Origin of the sequence: Xanthobacter lutulentifluminis (genome assembly GCF_043194675.2) — a bacterium.
Taxonomy (GTDB): Bacteria; Pseudomonadota; Alphaproteobacteria; order Rhizobiales; family Xanthobacteraceae; genus Xanthobacter.
The window spans coordinates 4,540,938-4,561,715 of sequence record NZ_CM195525.1 but is presented as its reverse complement, the minus strand read 5'-3'; the positions used below and the strand labels follow the sequence as shown (position 1 = coordinate 4,561,715).

Genomic DNA, 20,778 nt, shown 5'->3' with positions numbered 1-20,778 from the left:
CGTATTCCGCCGTGCGGGGGCGCGGCTCGACGCGTGCGGAGGAGAGGGGCGTAGATGGGCCAAAAGGGCAGAGGGGATCGGCACAACCCGGCGGAGGGGCTGCGGGAAGCGTCGCGGGCGGGCGCGTCACAGAACGGGCTCGGCGTCGCCGTGGCGGTCGCGGAGCTGCCCGAGGCGGGTGAGGAAGCGGGGATTCCCTTTCCGCCCCGCTCGCGCGATCTGTCCTACCTGCGCGCGGTGGTGGACCGGCGGCTCGGCCTGCTGGTCCCGCCGGCGGCCAGCCAGCCGGCGGTGCTGCACGCGGCCATGCGCCATATCCTGCTCGCCCCCGGCAAGCGCCTGCGGCCGCTGCTCGCCATCGCGTCGGCGATCCAGCTGAACGCGTCCGAGCACGCCGCGCTCGACTTCGGCTGCGCGCTGGAGATGATCCACGCCTCGTCCCTCATCGTGGACGACCTGCCCTGCATGGACGACGCCGCCATGCGGCGGTCCCAGCCGACCACCCATGTGAAGTTCGGCGAGGACGTGGCCGTCCTTGCCTCCATCGCCCTGCTCTCGCGCGCCTTCGGCGTGGCGGCAGCCGCCCCCGGTGCCAGCGACCGCGCACGGGTGGAGGCGGTGGCCATCCTGTCGCTGGCGGTCGGCTCCCTCGGCCTGTGCGGCGGGCAATATGACGACCTGCGCCCCAGCACCGGCCGCAGCCTCGCCGCCACCGAGGACGTGAACCGCCGCAAGACCGGCGTCCTGTTCAGCGCCGCCGCCGAGATCGGCGCGCTGGTGGCCGGGGCGGACGATGCGCAGACCGCGCACCTGCGCGCGCTGGCGAGCCACGTGGGCCGCGCCTACCAGATCCTCGACGACATCCTCGACGCTTCCTCCTCGGTCGCCGCCCTCGGCAAGGATGTGGGCAAGGATGCGCACAAGGTTACCGTCATCGCCTCGCTGGGCGCGCCGCGGGCGCGCAAGCTCCTGTCCGAGCACTTGGCGGGCGCGCTCGCAGCCTCTAAAGAACTGGGGCCCAACAAGGAGGGGCAGGAGCCCCTGCGAGACTTCATGATTGCTGCCTTTGGCGAGCTGATGGGGCCGCTGGCGCCGTGAGCGCCGCGCCCCGACATCGAGACGAAGCGAGAGACAACAACCCTGCCGCCCCGCTGGCCATCGTCGGGCTTCATGCGGGGTATGGCGCGCGGGACGTGCTCGCCGGCGTCGATCTGACAGTCCAGCCCGGCACGGTGACCGCCCTCATCGGCCCGAACGGCGCGGGCAAGACCACGCTGGTGCGCGCCATCTGCGGGCGGATCGCCCCGCGCGCGGGCGCGGTCCAGGTCTGCGGCCGGCCCGCGGCGGAGGTGGAGGCGCGCGCGCGCATCGGCCTCGCCCCCCAGGACATCGCCCTCTACCGCTCCCTCACCATCGGCGAGAACCTCTCCATCTTCGCCCGCCTCGCCGGCGTGGCCCGGCGCGCGGTGCCGGACTGCGTCGCGCGCGTCATGGCCCGCACCGGCATCGCGGAGCGGCGCGACGAGCGCATCGATCGCCTGTCCGGCGGCTGGCAGCGGCGGGCCAACGTCGCTGCCGCGCTGGTGGGCGAGCCGCGCCTGCTGGTGCTGGACGAGCCGACCGTGGGCGTGGACGCGCCTGCGCGGGCCGAGCTTGCCGCGCTGGTGCGCGACCTCGCCGCCGAGGGGCTCGGCATCCTGCTCATCACCCACGATTTCGCCTTTGCAGAGGAGGTGGCGAGCCGCGTCGCCATCCTCACCGAGGGCCGCGTGGTGCTGGAGGGCGAACTGGGCGCGCTGGTGGCCGCCCGCTTTCCCAACCGGCGACGGGTGGAGGTCACCTTCGCGACGCCGCCCCGCTTCCCCGGCCGGCAGGTGCTTGCGGCGCGCGGGCTCACGGGCGAGCTGAACGCCACCGCCTTCAGCGGCATGGTGGAGGACACCCCCGAGGCGGCGGGCGACCTCATCGCCGCCCTGAAGGCCGCGGGCCTCGTGCCACGCACCATCTCCCTGCAGGCCGCCGGGCTCGACGCCCTCTATGCCGCCATGACCGCGGAGCGCCATCCGTGATCGCCTCCATCATGCGCGCCATGGCCCTGACGCTGATGCGCGACAAGGGCGCGCTGACCATGACGTTCGTGCTGCCGCCGGTGCTGTTCATGCTGTTCGCGGCGGTGTTCGCGGGCACCGGAGGCGAGGCCTCGCTGGTGAAGGTGGCCGCGGCCCGCGCGACCGACGCGCCGGCGGCCACGGTCTTTCTCGACGCGCTGGACCGGGCGCCCGACATCAATCTCACCCTCGTGAGCCCGGCGGAGGTGGCCGGCCGTGTCGCCGACGGGACCGCCGACGTGGGGCTGGTGGTGCGCGGCGACGTGGGCGCCCCCACCGACAAGCCGCCGCTGCTCGTCGTCACCGACCAGGCGCGCAATGTCGCGGCCGCGCTGCTGTCTGCCCGCATCCAGCGGGTGTTCAACGAGGATCTGCCGGGCCTCGCCATCCGCCGTGTGGCCGGGCAGATCGAGGTGCTGGTGGGGCCCTTCTCCGCCGAGCAGCAGGACCGGCTGGAACGCTCCATCGCCAAGGCGCCGCAGCTGGTGGCCGATGGCGCGGCGAGCCTGATCGAGCGCCAGCCCCTGCCCGGCCGGCGCACCGAGCCGACGGTGAGCTATTACGCCGGCGCCATCGCCATGCTGTTCCTGCTGTTCTCCGCGGTGCAGGGCGCCGCCGGGCTGGTGGACGAGCGGCGCACCGGCGTGTTCGACCGGGTGGTGATGGCGCGGGGCGGCGCCGCGGCGCTGGTCGCCGGCAAGCTCGGCTTTCTGGTGCTCCAGGGCCTCGCCCTCTCGGCCGTGCTGTTCGCGGTGGCGCAACTGGTCTATGGCGTCCATGTGGTACGGCATCTGGGCACCTTCGTGCTGGTGGCGACGGCAGCCTCGGCGGCGGCGGCGGGCATCGCGCTGCCCATCGCGGCCGCCGCCCGCACCCGGCAGCAGGCGAACACCCTCTCCAACTTCACGGTGCTGCTGCTGTCGGCGGTCGGCGGCAGCATGGTGCCGCGGTTCCTGATGCCGGAATGGCTCCAGCAGGTGGGCGCCTTCACCCCCACCGCCTGGGGCATCGAGGCATTCCAGGGCGCCCTGTGGCGCGGCGAGGCGCTGGGCGAGCTTGCGCCCTCCCTCGGCGTGCTGCTCGTCTATGCGCTGGCCGGGGCGCTGCTGACGCTGTGGCTGATCCGCCGGCAGGTTCGCCTCGCCTGAGGGACGGGGCCGGAGGGACGGGGCCGGAGGGGGCGGACCCGTCGTCGCATTCCCCTTTTCTTGATGTGGACCGGTACCCACCTGCGCGCAAAATGATCTAGAAGGCGGTCATGGCGCTGCTCGATCTTGCGAACCCGGTCCGCTTCCTCAGCCTTTCGGCCCGCATCCTGCCGTGGATGGCGGCGGCCGCCGCTGTGACGCTCGCGGCCGGCTTCTATCTCGCCTTCCGCGCCCCGCCGGACTACCAGCAGGGCGAGACCGTGCGCATCATGTACATCCATGTGCCGTTCGCCTGGCTCGGGATGTTCGGCTACTCCATGATGGCCGCGTCCTCCATCGGCATCCTGGTCTGGCGGCACCCGCTGGCGGACGTGGCGCACAAGGCGGCCGCGCCCATCGGCGCCACCTTCACGCTGCTGTGCCTCGTCACCGGCGCCCTGTGGGGCCGGCCCATGTGGGGCACCTACTGGGTGTGGGATGCGCGGCTCACCTCCATGCTGGTGCTGCTGCTGCTCTATCTCGGCCTGATGGCGCTGCGCGCGGCCATCGACGATCCCAACCGCGCCGGCCGCGCGGCGGCGGTGCTGACGCTGGTGGGCTTCATCAACGTGCCCATCGTCAAGTTCTCGGTCGACTGGTGGAACACCCTGCACCAGCCCGCCTCGGTGTTCCGCATGGGCGGCTCCACCATCTCCGGCGAATTGCTGTGGCCGCTGCTGGTGTGCGCGCTCGGCTTCACGCTGCTGTTCCTGTCGCTGCACATGCTGGGCATGCGCACGGAGATCCTGCGCCGCCGCGTGCAGGCGCTGGAGGCCCGCGCCGCCGCCGAGGCGATGGCCTGAGAGGGAGCCATGACCCACTTCACCTTCATCGCCGCCTCGTACGGCGCCGCCATTCTCGGCCTCGGCCTGCTCACCGGCTGGCTCCTGGCCGATTATGCCAGCCAGCGCCGCGCCCTCGCGGAGCTGGAGGCGCGGGGCCTCGGCCGCAAGGTGCGCACCGCCCGCAGCGCCGGGGAGGCCGCATGAGCGCGCCCGGAACGCCCGCCGATCCCGTGCCGCCGGCCGAGACGACGGCGACGCGCCGCCGCTTCCCCTGGCTGGTGCTGCTGCCGCTGGTGCTGTTCCTGGCGCTCGCCGGCCTGTTCTTCTCGCGGCTGGAAACCGGCGGCGATCCCTCGCGCATTCCCTCCGCCCTGCTGGACAAGCCCGCCCCGGTCATCCCCCTGCCCCCGCTGGAGGGCCTCAGGGGACCGGACGGCGCTCCGCTGCCCGGCCTCGACCTTGCCGCCCTGAAGGGCCGGCCGGCGCTGGTGAACGTGTGGGCCTCCTGGTGCGGGCCCTGCCGCGACGAGCACCCGGTGCTGATGGATCTGGCCAAGGACGGCCGGTTCGCCGTCGTCGGCATCAACTACAAGGACGCGCCGGAAAATGCGCGCCGCTTCCTCGGCCAGCACGGGCTGCCTTACTCGGCGGTGGGCGTGGACCCGAAAGGGCGCGCCGCCATCGAATGGGGCGTCTATGGCGTGCCGGAAACCTTCCTGCTCTCCAGGAACGGCACCATCGTCCACAAGTTCACCGGCCCGCTGACCCCGGAAACGGTGCGCTCCACCCTGCTTCCGCTCATGGCGAAGCTGGCCGGCGGCTGACGCGCCCCCTCCCCGCCCCCCGGGGGTGACGCCGGTCGCTACTGGCATTATGTATTTCGCCATGGCCTTCTCATCCGACGAGATCGAACGCTACGCCCGCCACATCGTGCTGCATGACGTGGGCGGCCCCGGACAGCAGCGGCTGAAGGCGGCCACCGTTCTGGTGGTGGGCGCCGGCGGCCTCGGCGCGCCGGTGCTGCTCTATCTGGCGGCCGCGGGCGTGGGCCGGCTGGTGCTGGTGGACGACGACACGGTGTCGCTCTCCAACCTGCAGCGGCAGGTCATCCACCGCACCGCCGACATCGGCCGGCCCAAGACCGACAGCGCCCGCGACGCCGTCGCCGCCCTCAACCCCCATGTGGAGCTGGTGGCCCACGCCACCCGGATCGACGCCGACAACGCGCTCGACCTGATCGCCGGGGTGGATGTGGTGGTAGATGGATCGGACAATTTCGCCACGCGCTATCTGGTGGCCGACGCCTGCGTGCTGGCCGGCAAGCCGCTGGTGACGGCGGCGCTTGGGGCGTTCGACGCCAGCATCACCACCATCCGCGCCCATGAGCGCGCGCCCGACGGCACGCCCAACCCCACCTATCGCTGCCTCTTCCCCGAGCCGCCGCCGCCCGGCACCGTCCCCGCCTGCGCCGAGGCCGGGGTGCTGGGGGCGCTTGCCGGCACCGCTGGCTCCATCGCCGCGCTGGAGGCGATCCGCGCCATCGTCGGCTTCGGCGAGGGGCTGGTGGGGCGCCTGCTGATGATCGACGCCCGCGCCATGCGCTTCGAGACGCTCAGCTATGGCTGGGACCCGGAGAACCCGCTGACGGGCGAAGGCGCGCGCATCACCGACCTGTCGATCCACCGGCGGACGGCGGAGCGCGTGTGATCAGCCTGCGAGCTGGTGGACGAGGAGGTTGTTGCAGGCGCTGATCCGACCGGGGATCAAGAACGCGTCGACCAGGACCCAGATCCCCATGATCGCCAGGAGCAGAAAGCCCACGCCGATGACCGAAAGAGCCACGCCGAAGATGGTCAGGAGCAGGATGGCAACGGCGGACATGGCAACGGCGGACCCTGTCCGCTGCGTGTAGAACCGGTGTCCGCCCGGGCTGCCCAGGAAGAACCACAGCAAAGAGGCGACGACGGCCGACTTCTTGCTGGCCTCGTAGAGCATGAGCGCACGCGTATCGCTGCTGCGCGACGGCCAACCGACCGGGTCCATCAAAGCCTCCCCCTGACTGCAGCTCAGGGCAGAAGGCGAGACCGCACCATGTCCATAACGGCAAGTAGATCCGTGCGTGTCCCGCACGGATCTTTGGTCTCATGCCCGGCGTGCCTCCGGCATGCCGGCAGGCGCCTGCCTCAGAGCATGGCGGGCAGCACGCGGTCCGGCGGACGGTGGCCGTCCATGAAGGTCTTGATGTTGACGATGACCTTCTCGCCCATGTCCACGCGGCCTTCGAGGGTGGCCGAGCCGAGATGCGGCAGCAGCACCACCTTGCCCTGCTTGGCGAGGCGGATGAGCTTCGGGTTCACCGCCGGCTCGTGCTCGAACACGTCGAGGCCGGCGCCGGCCAGTTCCCCGGCCTCCAGCTGGCGGGTGAGGGCGTTCTCGTCGATCACCTCGCCGCGGGCGGTGTTCACCACATAGGCGTCGGGCTTCAGCAGCCTGAGGCGGCGCGCCGACAGCAGGTGGTAGGTGGCCGGCGTGTGCGGGCAGTTCACCGAGACGATGTCCATGCGCGCCAGCATCTGGTCCAGGCTGTCCCAGTAGGTGGCGTCCAGAATCTCCTCCACCCCGGTGGGGAGACGGCGGCGATTGTGGTAGTGGATCTGCAGGCCGAACGCCTTGGCGCGCCGGGCCACCGCCTGGCCGATGCGGCCCATGCCGATGATGCCGAGGCGCTTGCCCCAGATGCGGCGGCCGAGCATCCACGTGGGCGACCAGCCGGCCCACTCTTCCTTCTCGGCGATCATCACCTGCGCGCCTTCGGCGAGCCGGCGCGGCACGGACAGGATGAGCGCCATGGTCATGTCGGCGGTGTCCTCGGTGAGGACGCCGGGGGTGTTGGTGACGGTGATGCCGCGATTGAGCGCGCTCGCGACGTCGATGTGGTCGACGCCGTTGGAGAAGGAGGCGATCAGCCGCAGGTTCTCGCCGGCCTGGGACAGCACGGCCGAATCGATCCGGTCGGTCACCGTGGGGACCAGCACGTCGGCGGTCTTCACGGCCTCCACCAGCTGGGCCTGATCCATCGGCACGTCGTCGAGGTTCAGGCGCGCGTCGAACAGCTCGCGCATCCGGGTTTCGACCGAGTCGGGCAGCTTGCGCGTGACGACGACGAGGGGCTTGCGACGCACCATCGTTACTCCCCATTCCCCATTTCTTAACGCTTCTGGTCCCGTCTATCAGACAGGCGGGGAAACACAAGGCACGCCGAGCCGCATGCCCTTGACGCGACCGCCCGGCCGGCGCACTCCCCCCTTGAGTTTGCGATGCGAAAGGACGAGCCCACCATGCCCCTGCGACCTTTTCTGACGCATAGCCTTTCGGCCCTCGCGTTGGCTCTGGCAGTCTCCGGTGGCGCGGCATTCTCTCCCCTCTCGGCGCGGCCCGCCGCCGCAGCCGAGGATGGCACCTCGGGCCTGCCGGTGCCGCGCTTCGTCTCCCTGAAGGCCGACAAGGTGAACGTGCGCAACGGCCCCAACCGGGACCATGACGTCTCGTGGGTGTTCAACCGCTCCGGCCTGCCGGTTGAGGTGACGGCGGAATACGAGACCTGGCGCCGCATCCGCGACGCCGACGGCGCCGAGGGGTGGGTCTACCACTCCATGCTCTCGCTGCGGCGCACGGCCCTCGTCGCCCCGTGGCTGAAGGGCGAGACCGTGCCCCTGCGCGACGCCGCCAGCACTGATGCGCGCGTGGTCGCCCGGCTTGAGCCCAGCGTGCTCGCCGTCGTGAAGAACTGCGACGGCAAGTTCTGCCGCCTGGTGGGCGACGGCTTCGACGGCTACGTGCAGCAGTCGCAGCTGTTCGGCGTCTATCCGAACGAGAAGGTGGACTAAGTGATGAGGCGCGGCCCGGCCAAAGGGCCGCGTTTCGCACAGATCTGATCTGCGGCGATCTCAGGAAGAAGCATGCGCGGACCTTCGACCGGGCCCGAGCATGCCTTGCGGCAGAGCCGCCGATTCCCGGCTCGAAGGCGGGAGCCTCAGGCGCTCAGCCCTGGGTCTCGGGAATGCGCAGCACCAGCCCGTCGAGCGCGGGCGTCAGCTTGATCTGGCAGGACAGGCGCGAGTTCGGCCGCACGTCGGTGGCGAAATCGAGCATGCCTTCCTCCATCTCGGACGGCTCGCCGACCTTCTCCACCCAGGCCTCGTCCACGTAGACATGGCAGGTGGCGCAGGCGCAGGCCCCGCCACATTCGGCGACGATGCCGGAGATGCCGTTGCGCACCGCCGTCTCCATCGCGGTGGCGCCTTCCGGCGCCTCGACAGAATGGGCCGTGCCGTCGAATTCTATGAACGTGATCGCAACCATGAACCTGCCGCTTGCTTCGCCCGCCAGAAGAAGAGCGCGCGCCCGCGCGAGGCGCAGCGCCGCAGCAAATGCCTATAGCGGCCTTGCCGCGACGGCGCCAGCAACGCAGGCGTTAACGATATCTTCATTCTTGCGGCAGGGCCGGTTCAATCCGCATCGCAGCATGTCTAGGATAAGGAACGGTAAACCATCTGATGCCCGCCCCGCGGGTGGAGGGTGGTCATGTGTACTGGACTCGGCGCCGTCGCGGCAGGAGCGCATCTCCGCCGCAGCGCCGTCGAAGGCAGAGGCGACAGCGAGATGAAGACTCCGAAGAAGATCCAGGATCCGACCGAGGCTGCTCTGTCGGCCATCCAGGAAGCCCTCACGCTGGAGCTCGACAACGCCGAGGCCACGGCGACGGCCAAGGCCGGCGAGCCTGCCTTCCCGCCTGAACGCCAGCCCCCGCAGGATCGCCAGCCCGCGCCGGAACGCCCCGGCGCCGAGCGCGGCCTGCCTGAGCGTCCCCTCCCCGCCGTCGGCCCGCGCGGCGAAGGCCGCCCCGGCAACCGGCGCCCCCGTCCCGACGGCGAGCAGCCGCGCCGCGAAGGCGCCCCCCGCCCCGGCCGGGTGGAGGCCGAGCGCCGCGCCGCCAACGACGACCGCCAGACCATCGGCCAGCTGCTCGGCCAGTTGCAGAAGCGCCCGGCCGCCGGCCCCTATTACTGGGCCGCCGGCGCCTCGGTGCTGTGGGTCATCGCCGGCCTCGTGTTCGCCTATGCCTATCATCGCGGGCTGATGGCGAGCTCGGACGGGGTGCAGTCCCTGTTCGGCTCCCCGGCCCTGCTCGGCATCGTCGCCAGCATCGTGCTGCCGCCCATGGGCTTCTTCGGCATGGCGAGCGTGATGCGCCGCTCCATGGAGCTGCAGGGCATCGCCCGCTCGATGACCGAGGTGGCGCTGCGCCTCGCGCAGCCGGAATCCATCGCCACCGAGACCGTCGTCACCGTCGGCCAGGCGGTGCGCCGCGAGGTGGCGGCCATGGGCGACGGCCTCGACCGGGCCATCTCCCGCGCCGGCGACCTCGAAGCCATGGTGCGTGCGGAGGTGTCCATCCTCGAGCGCGCCTATGAGGAAAACGAAACCCGCATCCGCGCCCTGATCGACGACCTGCAGTCCGAGCGCCACAACATCCAGATCGAGACCGAGCGCCTGCGCGAGGGCATCGTCGGCGCCGAGGCGATCCTCTCCAGCGAGGTGAAGGACGTCGTCGCCCGCATCCACGGCACCATGATGGAGGCCTCCGAGCAGGTCACCGAGATCCTCGGCCAGAAGGGCGAGCACATCACCGCCGCCCTCGCCCGCGTCGGCGACAGCATGATCGACAGCCTCACCGCCAAGGGTGGCGAGCTGATCGACCGCCTGCAGTTCACCGGCTCCGAGATCCGCCAGGATCTGTCGGAATCCGGCGACCTGCTGGTGCACACGCTGAAGTCGCGCTCCGACGACCTCGCCGGCAACCTGCTCTCCACCACCTCGGACGTGGCCCAGCTCATCGACCGCTGGGGCGCGGACATCACCGCGAACATCGACCGGCTCAAGCACGGCATCTCCGAGACCCTCGCCGACAACTCCAACCGCTTCGCCGACGACATCGACGCGCGCGTCGCCGAGGTCAACGCGGCCTTCCGCGCCACCAGCGAGACGGCGGTGGTGGAATTCTCCACCCGCGGCGGCGAGCTGGTGAAGAAGCTCGAGACCACCGGCGAGCGCGTGGCCGACACCCTGACCGCCCGCGGCACCGACCTCGCCGACCGCATCGAGGCCACCGGCAACCGCATCTACGACGCCGTCGCCGTGCGCGGCGAGGATCTGCAGCACCGCCTCGCCGAGACCGGCGAGCGCATCACCAGCTCGCTGGACCGCTCCAGCAACCAGGTGGTCGCGGCGCTGGTCGACAAGGGCCACGAGATCGCCACCTCGCTCAACAACGCCGGCGCGGACATGACCGACCGCCTGTCCAACGTGGCCACCGAGGTCACGCAGGCCATCGGCACGCGCGGCTCCAAGGTCACCGAGGCGTTCCGCGAGACTGCCGACATCCTGGTGGCCACCATCGGCACCAAGGGCGATGCCATCCGCGAGATGCTCTCGGCCCGCCTGAAGGCGATCGAGGAGACCATCACCGTGCGCGGCGCCGAGCTGGCGGACCGCCTCCAGCACGACGGCACCGCCCTCGCCCGCACCATGCAGGACGGCGTGAAGGCCTTCGACACCACCGTGAAGGTCCATGCGCCCGAGCTGGTGGACCAGATCGCCAACCGCGTGTCGGCGGTGAACGAGAACCTGCGCCTCGCCACGGCCAACCTGGACGAGCGCCTGTCCTCCACCACGGACACGGTGACCAACACCCTCGACCAGCGCATCGCCCGCATCGAGCAGACCCTCGACCAGCGCGCCCAGAGCCTGACCGAGACGCTGGCGACCCGCACCGTCAACTTCGCCCGGGTCATCTCCGAGGGCACCAAGAACGCCACCGACTCGCTCGACAAGTCGGTGGAGACGCTGGAGAGCTTCTTCGCCACCCGCTCGCGCGCCCTTGGCGAGGTGCTCACCGACCGGGCCGAGACGGTGCATCGCACCATCGGCGTGCGGGCGCAGGAGATCGCCTCCGTGCTCGACGGCCGCGTCCACCGCATCGAGGAGCTGGTGCTCGGCCGCCTCGACGGCGTCGCCACCTCTCTGGAGGTGCGCGGCAGCGCCCTCGCCGACACCCTCGTCGGCCGCATCGAGAACGTCTCCGGCGCCCTGCGGGCCGAGGCCACCGAGGTGGAGCGCTCGCTCACCACGCTCTCCGGCAACGTCAGCCGCACCCTCACCGAGCATTCGGAGAAGGTGGCGGACGCCCTCGGCACCCGTCTGACCGAGATCGCCCACCTCATCGACGACAAGAACGGCACCTTCCTCTCCGCGCTGGAGCGCACCAGCCAGCGCGCGGTCGCCGAGATCACCGCCACGAACACCTCGCTGAAGAGCGACGTGGGCGCCATCATCGAGCGGCTGGCGGACGCCAACTCCACCTTCCAGGGCGCCATGACCTCGGCCATCGGCAACCTGGATGCCTTCGCCGGCACCTTCTCGCGGCAGGTGGACGGCTTCGGCGCCACCATCGCCGGCATCAGCCAGAACGCCGATGCGGTCGCCCAGCGCTTCGAAGGCCAGATCGGCGCGCTCAAGGACGTCTCCGGCGGCGCCCTCTCGCAGATCACCGCCCTCACCGAGCGGCTCGACGAGAACCGCCGCCTCATGGACGAAGCCGCGCGCACGCTCGGCGGCGCCCATGACCGGGTGGACAGCTCGCTTGCCGCCCGCCGCGCCGAGATGGACCAGCTGGCCCAGACGCTCACCCAGCGCATCAACGATGTGGACGGCCGGGTGAAGTCCTTCCACGCCATGCTGGACAGCACCTTCGCCACGGCGCAGGACCGCGCCCAGCAGATCGCCGGCGTGGTGGCCGAGGCCACCTCCGGCTCGACCCAGGCGGTGGAGAGCCAGCTGCAGCTGGTGCGTGCCGCGGCGGAGGCGGAGCGCGAGCGCTCGGCCGAAGCCCTGCGGTCCACCTACGCCGCGGCCCTCGCCGACGTGCAGCAGCTGTTCGGCGAGACTGGCGGCCGCTTCTCGGAAGTCGCCGGCGACCTCAAGCGGGTGGCCGAGGACGTGCAGCAGGCCATCACTCTCGCCCGCGAGGAGATGAAGCGCGGCATCCTCGAGCTGCCGGCCGAGACCGAGGCCAGCGCCGCCACCATGCGCCGCGCGGTGGCCGAGCAGATCAAGGCCCTCGCCGAGCTGAACGAGATCGTCGCCCGCCAGGGCCAGGCGCTCGACGTGGTGGAGACCAGCACCCGCGCCGCGGTGCGCGAGCCGGCGCGTGAGCCGGTGCGCGCCCGCACCGAGCCGGCCCGTCCCGAGGGCGGCCTGCTTCAGGCCGAGCTGCGCCGCACGCCCGTGGCCCCGCGCCGGGCCGAGCCGGCGGAGCGTTCCGCGCCCCGTCCCGCCACCCCCGCCCGCGAGCCGGCCGGCGAGGAGCGCGAAGGCTGGCTCTCCGAGCTGCTCGCCCGCGCCTCGGACGAGATCACCAGCGAGGAGCGTCCCGCCCCGCGCGCGCCCCGCCCCCCGGCGGCCAACGTGGAATCCCTCGACGCCCTGTCGGCCGACATCGCCCGCATGGTGGACCATCAGGCGGCGGCGGAGATGTGGGAGCGCCACAACAAGGGGGAGACCCACGTCTTCACCCGGCGGCTCTACACCCTCCAGGGTCAGCAGACCTTCGAGGCCCTGAAGCGCCGCTACCGTGCCGACGCCGAGTTCCGCGAGACCGTGGATCGCTACGTGGACGAGTTCGAGCGCCTGATCGACCAGGTGTCCGGCGACGACCGCGGCAGCGCCCTCGCCAAGACCTATCTCACGTCTGACACGGGCAAGGTCTACACCATGCTCGCCCACGCCGCGGGCCGGCTGGACTGAGATCGACCCACACGGAGCGGCCGGGCCCCCCCGACCGCTCCGCTCGCCTGTTCCGGGGCCCGACGCTCGCCGCGAGGGCCCCTTTCGTTGTCCGATACCGGGAGCCTCTGTGATGAAGACCTACATCTGCGCCGCCTATGCCGGTGGTCAGGGCAAGACGACGCTTGCCCAGATGGTCTATTCGGCGCTGCGCAAGCGCGATCTCTCCTACAAGCTCGTCGCCGCCGACTTCACCGATGGCACCGGCCATTCCAAGATCGGCAAGTTCTTCCCCACCCGCGTGCTGGAGCTCGGCATCGGCTCGGCGCTGGGCTCCAGCAAGTCGGAGAACGACGCCAACGCCCCCATGCGCTACTGGGACCGCTTCGGCGGCCTGCTGCTGACCGGCGGCGCGGTGCTCGACCTCGGCGCCAACGTGGTGCCGCAGCTGGTGCAGTGGGCGCACCACCGCCGCGTCACGCACATCATGCAGCAGCGCAACTCTCCGGAGATCGACCTGCTGGTGGTCACCAAGCCGGAGACCCACGCCATCGAGAACGTCTCCACCCTCATCGAGGACGTGGTGGTGGGCGGCGCGCTGCCGGTGGCCAACATCATCGTGGTGCGCAACGAGGTCGGCGGCTCGTTCGAGGGGCAGGACCTTGCGCGCATCGAGAAGGCCGGCGGCGGGCGCAACCTGCACTTCGTCACCATCCCGCGCTGCTATTCGGAGCTGTGGCCGCACCTGGAGCGCACCTTCACCCCGGTGGAGGACGCCCTCGCCGCCACCGAGAACGACCTTGCGGAGAAGTTCGGCATCGAGATCTGGTCGGCCTATGCCGGCCTGATGGACCTGAAGACCTGGTCCGACGAGGTCTATGCCCAGCTCAAGCGCGTCGGCATCTGAGCACGCGGCGCGGCAGGGCGAGGCAAGGGTGCGCAACCTCATCACCGACGTGCCCGGCCTCAAGGTCGGCAACGCCACCGAGCCGCACATCGGCACCGGCGTCACCGTCGTGCTGTGCGACGAGCCGGCGGTGGCGGCGGTGGACGTGCGCGGCGGCGGACCCGGCACGCGCGAGACCGACCTGCTCGACCCCGCCGCAACGGTGGAGCGGGTGGATGCCATCACCCTCTCCGGCGGCTCCGCCTTCGGGCTTGATGCGGCGTCCGGCGTCATGGCCGGGCTCGCCGAGCGCGGGCGCGGCTTTCCGGTGGGGACCGCGCGGGTGCCGATCGTGCCCGGGGCCATCCTGTTCGACCTGCTCAACGGCGGCGACAAGGGCTGGGAGGGCCACCCGCCCTACGCCCGGCTCGGCCGCGACGCGCTGGATGCGGCCGACACCGAGTTCACCCTCGGCTCGGTGGGTGCCGGCACCGGCTGCACCACGGCGACGGTGAAGGGCGGGCTCGGCTCGGCCTCGGCGGTCGCCGCGTCGGGCCATGTGGTGGGGGCGATCGTGGCGGTGAACGCCGCCGGCAGCCCGCTGTTCGCCGACGGCCCGCATTTTCGCGCCGCGCCCTATGAACGCGACGGCGAGTTCGGCGCCCTCGGCCTGCCCGCCGTGCTGTTCGAGAATGCGGCCGACCCGCACCTGAAGGGCGGCATCTCCCGCTTCGCCACCACCCTCGCCGTGGTGGCGACCGATGCCATCCTCACCCCCGTGCAGGCGCGACGGCTCGCCATCATGGCGCAGAACGGGCTGGCGCTCTCGCTCTATCCCGTGCACACCCCGCTCGACGGCGACGTGGTGTTCGCGCTCGCCACCGGGCGCCGCCCGCTGGAGGTGCCGCTGCCGGACCTTGCGCGCCTCGGCGGCCTCGCTTCCATCGTGCTGGCGCGGGCGGTGGCGCGGGCGATCCATGCGGCACGACGCCTGCCCTTCGCCGACAGCCAGAAGAGCTGGCACGATCATTTCGCCCCCGGAGACGCCCCATGATCCAGCCCCTGCGCCCGCCGGCGCCGCCCCAACCGGTGGTGCAGCAGCCGCGCCTCGGCGGCGCGCTCGCCATCCTGTTCTGGTGTGCCTGCGGCATCACAGCCGTGCCGCTGGCCGGCCTGTTCGCGCTCATCTCCGATCTCGGAGCCCAGGGCGCGGTCTCGGCCCTGTTCGATTCCTTCGCCGGCCCCGGGGCGACGCAGGTGGTGCTGCGTCTCGGGCTTCTGCCGCACCTCGTGCTGTTCGTGTGGGCGGTGACGATGGTGGCGCTGACGGTGGCACGCGCCCGTGTGGCGCTTACAGTGCTGCCGTGGATTCTCGTCCTCTGGGCGGGCGTGTCCATCTACAGCCAGTTCGCCATCCGCAACGCGCTGTCGCCGGGCGGCGCGGATCTGGGCGCGTTTGCTGGCCTCCTGCCCGCGCTGCTGTCGCAGGTGGTGGGGGTGGCCGCCTTCTTCGGCTACTTCCGCGAGGGTCGTCGCCCGCAAGCCTATTACGTGCGCTGAGCCGGGCTGTCCTCCAGCTCGTCCTGCGCATGGGCCCGCCGGCGCCGCGCGGGTGCCGCCGCGGCCCGGGCGGCGAAGCCTGACGCCCATCCCGAGGCCGCATGCAGAGCCGTCCTCGCCGCATGGCGCGATGCCGCGGTGGCGGCAGCCAGTCCGCGCCGGGTCCGTCCATTGGACGCCGCGACGGTGGCGGAGTGGGGCTGTGGCAGGTCGGCGGCTGTCTCGGCATCGACCGGCGCCGGATCGGGCGCGACCAGCGCGAGGCGCTCGTTCTGCAGGTGCGCGGCAAGCCGCACATGCCAGAAGGTGGCGAAGCGAGCCACCCGCCCGGCCCAGCCGGAGAGCACAGGCCCGGCGAACGGCTGGAGCAGCGCGATGCGGTCATCCTTGTCGCCGATGGCCCCGGAAACGAGGCGGCCGGCGAGGAAGCCGTGGCTGATCTCGTCCCCGGCCGAGGCAAGCGCATACCAGACGCCGCGCTCGCCCTCGAACACCCGGGGCATGCCTCCCGTCTCCGGCAGCATGCGTCCGGTGGCACCCTCCACCAGCGAGGTGCCGAGCGAATAGATCTCGCCGGTGTGGCGGCGGGCCACCCGCGCCGCGCCGACCCGCGTCACCACCCGCGTGGCGGTGGCGGCTGCCAGCGCAAGGCGCCCGCCATCCACATGGAACCGCAGGCCGGTGAGCCCCGCCTCCTCCACCATGCCGGAATAGGGCACCTCCTGCCCCGGCAGCCGGAACAGGGCGGTGACCCACGGCGCGCGGGGCAGCTGCGCGACTTTCGGCCCGAGGCGGGCGAAGGCGTCATGGCCGGAAATGACCACCTGGAACGCACGGATGCGGCGCTTGTCGGTGGTGAGGTACTTGCGCAGCCCCTGCAGGTCAGCCGCCAGCGCGCCGGCGACCGGGATGCCGCGCACCCCCGCCTCCATGGCCGCCAGCTCCAGCGCCACCTTGAGCGCGCGCGCCGAGACCCGCTCCGCCGGCACCACGCCGAGCCCGGCCGCAAAGGTCGAGGTGCCCAGCAAGGCGGAGAGATCGTCCCGATCCACCAGCACGGTGGTATCCGGCACGAGCTGCTCGCGCAGGTCCTGCTCGCGGTAGAGCCCTTGCAGCGCATGGGGGCGGGCGACTTTCAGCCGGCCGCGCGGCCCCACATCCACACCGGCACGGTGGGCGAAGCCGAGCCCTGTCTCCGCCGCGTGGGCGGACAGGATCAGAAGCTCCTGCGCATCGGCCATGCCGACGCGCTCCACCAGATCGGCCGTGGGCATGGAGAAGCCGGGAGAGAGCACGCCGTCGAGCGGCAGCGGCGTCGCGCCGGGGAAGGTGAGAAGCACCACATCCTTGCCGCGGCGGGCGAGATCGATGGCGATGCCGAGCCCGGCGACGTCGTCGCCCACCACGCAGACATCGCAGTCCACCGTGCGCAGATGCGCGGCGCCGGCCTTGTCCCGCGCGCCGGCGGAAGCCGTGGCCGGCGCGGGCATGTCGGGCGTGGCCGCTCGGTACGGGGCGATCTCAGTCATCTGGAAAGTCCGGGTTGGGCCCTGTCATTTTTTCGTGTTCGCCTTGAAAAACCGTTTATTTGCGGCGCTCTCGTGACAAGACGCGACACCAGGCCGCGTGGCGGGGGCGTGATGCCGCAGCGCCATGGCTGCTGTTGCACCGCACACATGCTCTGCGCCATAAGGGGCCGGTCGTTTGAACGATTGGTCATTTGCCATGCGCCGTCTCATTTTGCTGCGCCACGCCAAGTCGGACTGGCCGAACGGCATCGCCGATCCGGAACGCCCGCTGGCCCCCCGGGGACGCACCGCGGCGCCGCGCACCGGCGCGTACATGGCCAACGAGCAGATCATCCCCGACCGGGTGCTGGTCTCTCCCGCCCGCCGCACGCGCGAGACCTGGGACCTGATTGCCGCCCAGCTGCCGCCGGTGCGGATGGTGGCCAGCGAGCCGCGCATCTACGAGGCGTCGGCCGCGCGCCTGCTCTCCGTGGTGCGCGAGCAGCCCCGGGAAGCCCACTGCCTGATGCTGGTGGGCCACAATCCCGGGCTGGAAGACCTCGCCGCCATGCTTGCGGGCTCAGGCCCCGCTTCCCATCTGTCGAAGATGGCTGACAAATTCCCCACCGGCGCCCTCGCCGTCATCGACCTTCCCATCGACGACTGGTCCGGTATCGTGCCCGAGAGCGGGCGGCTCGACCGGTTCGTGGTGCCCCGCGACCTCTCCGCGGACGACTGAGGCGCGGCGGCCGGTGAGCGGCACGATCGGCTCTGGCGGGGACGGGCCCGGCGAGGACGGCGGGAATGCGTTCCTGCGCCCGGTTTCGGGAGGCATCACGCGCGGCATGGGGCTGTTCACGCAGGCGGTGGATGAAACGCGCATCGCGCTCCGCTCCCTCGCGGACCGGGTGGAAGGCATCGCCTCCCCCACCCTCCGGCTCGGGGTGACGGGCCTGTCGCGGGCCGGGAAGACCATCTTCACCACGGCGCTGATCCATGCGCTCACGAAGGGCGGGCGGCTGCCGGTGTTCGAGCCCATGCAGTCCGGCCGCATCGCCCGCGCCGAGCTGGAGCCCCAGCCGGACGACGCGGTGCCGCGCTTCGCCTATGAGGACCACCTGTCCACCCTCGCCACCGCGCGGGAGTGGCCGGCCTCCACCACGCGCGTCAGCGAGCTGCGCCTCGCCATCCGCTACGCCACCCCGCGCGGCAGCCTGCGCACCCTCACCCTCGACCTCGTGGACTATCCCGGCGAGTGGCTCCTCGACCTGCCGCTGCTCGACATGAGCTATGCGGACTTCGCCCGCCAGAGCCTCGCGCTCGCCCGCGACGGCGTGCGCGCCGGCGTGGCCGCGCCCTTCCTCGCGGCGGTGGCCGCGGCTGCGCCGGGCGGGCCTGCGGACGAAAGTCGGGCGCGGGAGATCGCCGCGCTGTTCACCGCCTATCTCTCCGCCTGCCGCAGCGAGCGGCTGGCCATGAGCCTGCTGCCGCCGGGCCGCTTCCTGATGCCGGGCGACCTCGCCGGCTCGCCGGCGCTCACATTCGCCCCGCTCGACATGGCGAGCGAAGCCCGGCCGGGCACGCTGGGGGCGATGATGGAGCGGCGGTTCGAGGCCTACAAGTCGGCCGTCGTGCGCCCCTTCTTCCGTACCCATTTCGCGCGGCTGGACCGGCAGATCGTGCTGGTGGACACGCTCGCCGCGCTGAACGCTGGGCCGGCGGCGCTGGCGGATCTGGAGCGGGCCATGGACGGCATCCTCGCCGCCTTCCGCACCGGGCGGAACAGCATCGCCAGCACCCTGTTCCGGCCACGCATCGACAAGGTGCTGTTCGCCGCCACCAAGGCCGACCATCTCCACCGCTCCAGCCATGACCGGCTGGAGGCCGTGCTGGCGCGGCTCGTGGAACGGGCGCGGGCCCGCGCGCAGGACAAGGGCGCGACGCTGGACGTGGTGGCGCTGGCCGCCATCCGCGCCACCCGCGAGGCCCGCGTGCGGCGGCAGGGCCATGAGATCGACGCCATCGTCGGCACGCCCGAGGCCGGGCAGGAGGCGGGCGGACACATTTTCGACGGGCGCGAGGAGGTGGCGGTGTTTCCCGGCGAGCTGCCGGCCGATCCGGACGCGCTGTTCGATCCCTCGGGCGCCGGCTTCCGGGGCCTCGCCTCCACCGGCGCCGACGACGTGGATTTCCGCTTCCTGAAGTTCCGGCCGCCGGACGGCATCGGGGCGGGTCCGCTCCCGCACATCCGGCTCGACCGGGCATTGCAGTTTCTGCTGGCCGATCGCCTCTCCTGACGATCCGGGCGCGCCTCAGAATCTGGCGGATACCTCAGAACTTGGCGGATGCCCACCGCACCATGGACACGAGCACCTGCTCCTGCGCGGCATCCAGCGCCGCCGTGGCGACGGGGCCGGAGGTGGACGCCGCCGGCACCGCCGCGCGGAACACCTGCGCCGCAAGGATACGCCCGCTCTGGGTGCCGATGAGCTTGGCGGAGAGCTCCACCACCGCCACCGGCCCCTGATCGGTGATGCGCAGGGCGAAGGTGCGGATGTCGATGACCAGCTGGTACTCGGCGTTCACCCCGTCGCCGGGGCGCGCGACGCGCCGCAGCTTGCTGGCATTCTCGAACGCCTGGATGGTGCGCGCCTGCAGCAGGGCGGGGAGATTGTCGCTCCACTGCGCGTCGGCGAGATAGGCCACCTGCCCGGGGGCGGGCTCCACCATCACCTTGTCGGTGTTCAGAACGGCGAGCGCGGTGGGCGCCACCACCACCAGCTGGCCGCTGCCGCTGCCGCCGGCGGTGAAGCCGGAGGGCGCCGACAGGTTGTAGGTGGGCACCGGCGTCGAGCCGCAGCCGGCGAGCGCGAGGGTGGCGACGACGCCGAGGAGGGCGGCCATCAGCCTGGGCACGGCGCCGGCGAGGAAAGCGGTACGGCTCCTGCGAACGTCGGTCATGATCGGCTCATCGCCCGTATTTCGGAATGGAATTGCCGCCGCCGAAGATGAACTGCTGCGGATTGCGCTCGATGCCGCGCAGCACGCGGTCGATCTCGCCCAGGGTGCGGCGCCCGTCGGTGGCCAGCGCCTCGAACTGGCGCAGGCCCGGGCCGGTGAAGCGGCTGATCTCGTTGGTCAGCAGCGCGGTGCGCTGGTCGAGGTTGTCGGCGAGCTTGCGCACCGAGGTGGCGGCCTCGGTCGCCTGGACCAGAAGGCCGTTCTTGTCCTCGGTGGCGGTCTGCAGGTTGCTGACCACCTTGTCCACCTTGTCGGCGACGCCGGTGAGCTGCTTCACCAGCGCGTTGGCCTGCTCGATCACGCTGGCAACGTCCTCGGACTTGGAGGCCACGGCCTTCGAGAAGGTGTCCACGTTGTGGATGATGCTCTTGATCTCGTCGGGATTGATGGCGTCGAGCACCTGGTCGATGCGCTTGGCCACGCCCTGGGCCGAGCTGATGAGCCCGGCCATGCCGGCGCCGCCGTCGGCGACGATGCGCGGATAGCCGTTGGGGCCCTTGGGCAGTGGCGGGGCATCGGGCTTGCCGCCGCGGATGGAGACCGCGACGATGCCGGTGAGGCCCTGCGATTCCAGCCCGGCCCGCGCATCCGAGAGCACCGGCACGTCATTGTTGATGCCCACCCGCGCCAGCACCTGTCCGGGCTGACCGGGCACGAGCCCGAGCGCGGTCACCTGGCCCACGGGAATGCCGTTGAACAGCACCGAATTGCCCTGGCGCAGCCCGGCCACAGAGCCGTCGAACACGATCTCGTAGATCTTGCGCGCCGTGGAATCCTGCGGCCCGGCGAACCAGTACACGAAGCCGAACGCCGCCGCGATGACCGCGAGCGTGAACGCCCCGATGATGGTGTAGTTGGCCCGTGTCTCCATGCCCTGAT

The 20,778-nt window shown here is 71.6% G+C and carries 20 protein-coding genes; 14 read left to right on the top strand and 6 right to left on the bottom strand.

Features of this window, described 5'->3' with window-relative positions; genetic code table 11:
* Nucleotides 1-54: 54 nt before the first annotated feature.
* The 7 genes from V5F49_RS21115 (at nt 55) to V5F49_RS21085 (ending at nt 5,787) form a co-directional block, all read left to right on the top strand.
* On the top strand, nt 55-1,098 hold the full coding sequence (locus V5F49_RS21115; RefSeq protein ID WP_394115235.1) for a polyprenyl synthetase family protein: 1,044 nt from the start codon (nt 55-57) through the stop codon (nt 1,096-1,098).
* Entirely contained in the window at nt 1,095-2,069 is a 975-nt protein-coding gene (locus V5F49_RS21110) for an ABC transporter ATP-binding protein (protein ID WP_394115234.1), read from the top strand. Before V5F49_RS21115 ends, V5F49_RS21110 begins: the two co-directional genes overlap by 4 nt.
* Complete coding sequence (locus V5F49_RS21105) at nt 2,066-3,256, top strand: ABC transporter permease (protein ID WP_394115233.1); 1,191 nt, start codon at nt 2,066-2,068, stop codon at nt 3,254-3,256. Before V5F49_RS21110 ends, V5F49_RS21105 begins: the two co-directional genes overlap by 4 nt.
* Nucleotides 3,257-3,366: 110 nt before the next feature.
* On the top strand, nt 3,367-4,098 hold the full coding sequence (locus tag V5F49_RS21100) for a heme ABC transporter permease (protein WP_394115232.1): 732 nt from the start codon (nt 3,367-3,369) through the stop codon (nt 4,096-4,098).
* A gap of 9 nt (nt 4,099-4,107) precedes the next feature.
* Nucleotides 4,108-4,284, top strand: coding sequence for a heme exporter protein CcmD (ccmD, locus tag V5F49_RS21095; RefSeq protein ID WP_394115231.1), 177 nt, complete (start codon nt 4,108-4,110; stop codon nt 4,282-4,284).
* Entirely contained in the window at nt 4,281-4,904 is a 624-nt protein-coding gene (locus V5F49_RS21090) for a DsbE family thiol:disulfide interchange protein (protein ID WP_394115230.1), read from the top strand. The genes ccmD and V5F49_RS21090 overlap by 4 nt, the downstream gene beginning before the upstream one ends.
* A 61-nt stretch (nt 4,905-4,965) precedes the next feature.
* Nucleotides 4,966-5,787: a HesA/MoeB/ThiF family protein gene (locus V5F49_RS21085; RefSeq protein ID WP_394115229.1), complete on the top strand. Its 822-nt coding sequence runs from the start codon at nt 4,966-4,968 to the stop codon at nt 5,785-5,787.
* Here V5F49_RS21085 and V5F49_RS21080 read toward each other — a convergent pair whose 3' ends face one another.
* Both V5F49_RS21080 and V5F49_RS21075 read right to left on the bottom strand, forming a co-directional pair.
* Nucleotides 5,788-6,123: a TM2 domain-containing protein gene (locus V5F49_RS21080; RefSeq protein WP_394115228.1), complete on the bottom strand. Its 336-nt coding sequence runs from the start codon at nt 6,121-6,123 to the stop codon at nt 5,788-5,790.
* 140 nt (nt 6,124-6,263) lie between these two features.
* The gene (locus tag V5F49_RS21075; protein WP_394115227.1) at nt 6,264-7,265 is read right to left on the bottom strand and encodes a 2-hydroxyacid dehydrogenase; all 1,002 of its coding nucleotides are present in this window, start codon (nt 7,263-7,265) and stop codon (nt 6,264-6,266) included.
* A gap of 153 nt (nt 7,266-7,418) precedes the next feature.
* Between V5F49_RS21075 and V5F49_RS21070 the strand changes: the two genes are divergently transcribed.
* The gene (locus tag V5F49_RS21070; protein ID WP_394115226.1) at nt 7,419-7,967 is read left to right on the top strand and encodes an SH3 domain-containing protein; all 549 of its coding nucleotides are present in this window, start codon (nt 7,419-7,421) and stop codon (nt 7,965-7,967) included.
* Nucleotides 7,968-8,121: 154 nt separating this feature from the next.
* Here V5F49_RS21070 and V5F49_RS21065 read toward each other — a convergent pair whose 3' ends face one another.
* Nucleotides 8,122-8,442 carry a 2Fe-2S iron-sulfur cluster-binding protein gene (locus tag V5F49_RS21065; RefSeq protein WP_394115225.1) on the bottom strand — a complete coding sequence of 107 codons (321 nt, stop codon included), beginning with the start codon at nt 8,440-8,442 and terminating at the stop codon, nt 8,122-8,124.
* A 300-nt stretch (nt 8,443-8,742) separates the two neighbouring features.
* On the opposite strand from V5F49_RS21065, the gene V5F49_RS21060 reads away from it, so the two are divergent.
* The 4 genes from V5F49_RS21060 (at nt 8,743) to V5F49_RS21045 (ending at nt 15,370) form a co-directional block, all read left to right on the top strand.
* On the top strand, nt 8,743-12,945 hold the full coding sequence (locus V5F49_RS21060; RefSeq protein WP_394115224.1) for an apolipoprotein A-IV repeat region-like domain-containing protein: 4,203 nt from the start codon (nt 8,743-8,745) through the stop codon (nt 12,943-12,945).
* Nucleotides 12,946-13,057: 112 nt separating this feature from the next.
* Complete coding sequence (locus tag V5F49_RS21055; protein ID WP_394115223.1) at nt 13,058-13,831, top strand: hypothetical protein; 774 nt, start codon at nt 13,058-13,060, stop codon at nt 13,829-13,831.
* Between the two features lie 28 nt (nt 13,832-13,859).
* A complete protein-coding gene (locus V5F49_RS21050; protein ID WP_394115222.1) occupies nt 13,860-14,864 on the top strand; it encodes a P1 family peptidase in 1,005 nt (334 codons plus the stop codon).
* Nucleotides 14,861-15,370 (top strand): hypothetical protein, encoded by a 510-nt coding sequence (locus V5F49_RS21045; RefSeq protein WP_394115221.1) that lies wholly within the window; start codon nt 14,861-14,863, stop codon nt 15,368-15,370. Before V5F49_RS21050 ends, V5F49_RS21045 begins: the two co-directional genes overlap by 4 nt.
* On the opposite strand, the gene V5F49_RS21040 is transcribed toward V5F49_RS21045, so the two are convergent.
* The gene (locus V5F49_RS21040; protein WP_394115220.1) at nt 15,358-16,899 is read right to left on the bottom strand and encodes an FAD-dependent oxidoreductase; all 1,542 of its coding nucleotides are present in this window, start codon (nt 16,897-16,899) and stop codon (nt 15,358-15,360) included. The genes V5F49_RS21045 and V5F49_RS21040 overlap by 13 nt on opposite strands.
* Before the next feature lie 196 nt (nt 16,900-17,095).
* On the opposite strand from V5F49_RS21040, the gene V5F49_RS21035 reads away from it, so the two are divergent.
* Nucleotides 17,096-17,617: a SixA phosphatase family protein gene (locus V5F49_RS21035; RefSeq protein WP_394115219.1), complete on the top strand. Its 522-nt coding sequence runs from the start codon at nt 17,096-17,098 to the stop codon at nt 17,615-17,617.
* A gap of 106 nt (nt 17,618-17,723) precedes the next feature.
* Complete coding sequence (locus V5F49_RS21030) at nt 17,724-19,175, top strand: YcjX family GTP-binding protein (protein WP_394115218.1); 1,452 nt, start codon at nt 17,724-17,726, stop codon at nt 19,173-19,175.
* A 34-nt stretch (nt 19,176-19,209) separates the two neighbouring features.
* Here V5F49_RS21030 and V5F49_RS21025 read toward each other — a convergent pair whose 3' ends face one another.
* Complete coding sequence (locus V5F49_RS21025; RefSeq protein ID WP_394115217.1) at nt 19,210-19,839, bottom strand: ABC-type transport auxiliary lipoprotein family protein; 630 nt, start codon at nt 19,837-19,839, stop codon at nt 19,210-19,212.
* Nucleotides 19,840-19,846: 7 nt separating this feature from the next.
* Nucleotides 19,847-20,770, bottom strand: a complete 924-nt coding sequence (locus V5F49_RS21020; RefSeq protein WP_394115216.1) for an MlaD family protein — start codon at nt 20,768-20,770, stop codon at nt 19,847-19,849.
* Nucleotides 20,771-20,778 lie beyond the last annotated feature (8 nt).

Bases quoted from the DNA above. Each gene is read 5' to 3' on its own strand.
- V5F49_RS21115 (WP_394115235.1), top strand. From the start codon at position 55: ATGGGCCAAAAGGGCAGAGGGGATCGGCACAACCCGGCGGAGGGGCTG.
- V5F49_RS21100 (WP_394115232.1), top strand. From the start codon at position 3,367: ATGGCGCTGCTCGATCTTGCGAACCCGGTCCGCTTCCTCAGCCTTTCG.
- ccmD (WP_394115231.1), top strand. From the start codon at position 4,108: ATGACCCACTTCACCTTCATCGCCGCCTCGTACGGCGCCGCCATTCTC.
- V5F49_RS21090 (WP_394115230.1), top strand. From the start codon at position 4,281: ATGAGCGCGCCCGGAACGCCCGCCGATCCCGTGCCGCCGGCCGAGACG.
- V5F49_RS21085 (WP_394115229.1), top strand. From the start codon at position 4,966: ATGGCCTTCTCATCCGACGAGATCGAACGCTACGCCCGCCACATCGTG.
- V5F49_RS21080 (WP_394115228.1), bottom strand. From the start codon at position 6,123: ATGGACCCGGTCGGTTGGCCGTCGCGCAGCAGCGATACGCGTGCGCTC.
- V5F49_RS21075 (WP_394115227.1), bottom strand. From the start codon at position 7,265: ATGGTGCGTCGCAAGCCCCTCGTCGTCGTCACGCGCAAGCTGCCCGAC.
- V5F49_RS21070 (WP_394115226.1), top strand. From the start codon at position 7,419: ATGCCCCTGCGACCTTTTCTGACGCATAGCCTTTCGGCCCTCGCGTTG.
- V5F49_RS21065 (WP_394115225.1), bottom strand. From the start codon at position 8,442: ATGGTTGCGATCACGTTCATAGAATTCGACGGCACGGCCCATTCTGTC.
- V5F49_RS21060 (WP_394115224.1), top strand. From the start codon at position 8,743: ATGAAGACTCCGAAGAAGATCCAGGATCCGACCGAGGCTGCTCTGTCG.
- V5F49_RS21055 (WP_394115223.1), top strand. From the start codon at position 13,058: ATGAAGACCTACATCTGCGCCGCCTATGCCGGTGGTCAGGGCAAGACG.
- V5F49_RS21045 (WP_394115221.1), top strand. From the start codon at position 14,861: ATGATCCAGCCCCTGCGCCCGCCGGCGCCGCCCCAACCGGTGGTGCAG.
- V5F49_RS21040 (WP_394115220.1), bottom strand. From the start codon at position 16,899: ATGACTGAGATCGCCCCGTACCGAGCGGCCACGCCCGACATGCCCGCG.
- V5F49_RS21035 (WP_394115219.1), top strand. From the start codon at position 17,096: ATGCGCCGTCTCATTTTGCTGCGCCACGCCAAGTCGGACTGGCCGAAC.
- V5F49_RS21030 (WP_394115218.1), top strand. From the start codon at position 17,724: ATGGGGCTGTTCACGCAGGCGGTGGATGAAACGCGCATCGCGCTCCGC.
- V5F49_RS21025 (WP_394115217.1), bottom strand. From the start codon at position 19,839: ATGACCGACGTTCGCAGGAGCCGTACCGCTTTCCTCGCCGGCGCCGTG.
- V5F49_RS21020 (WP_394115216.1), bottom strand. From the start codon at position 20,770: ATGGAGACACGGGCCAACTACACCATCATCGGGGCGTTCACGCTCGCG.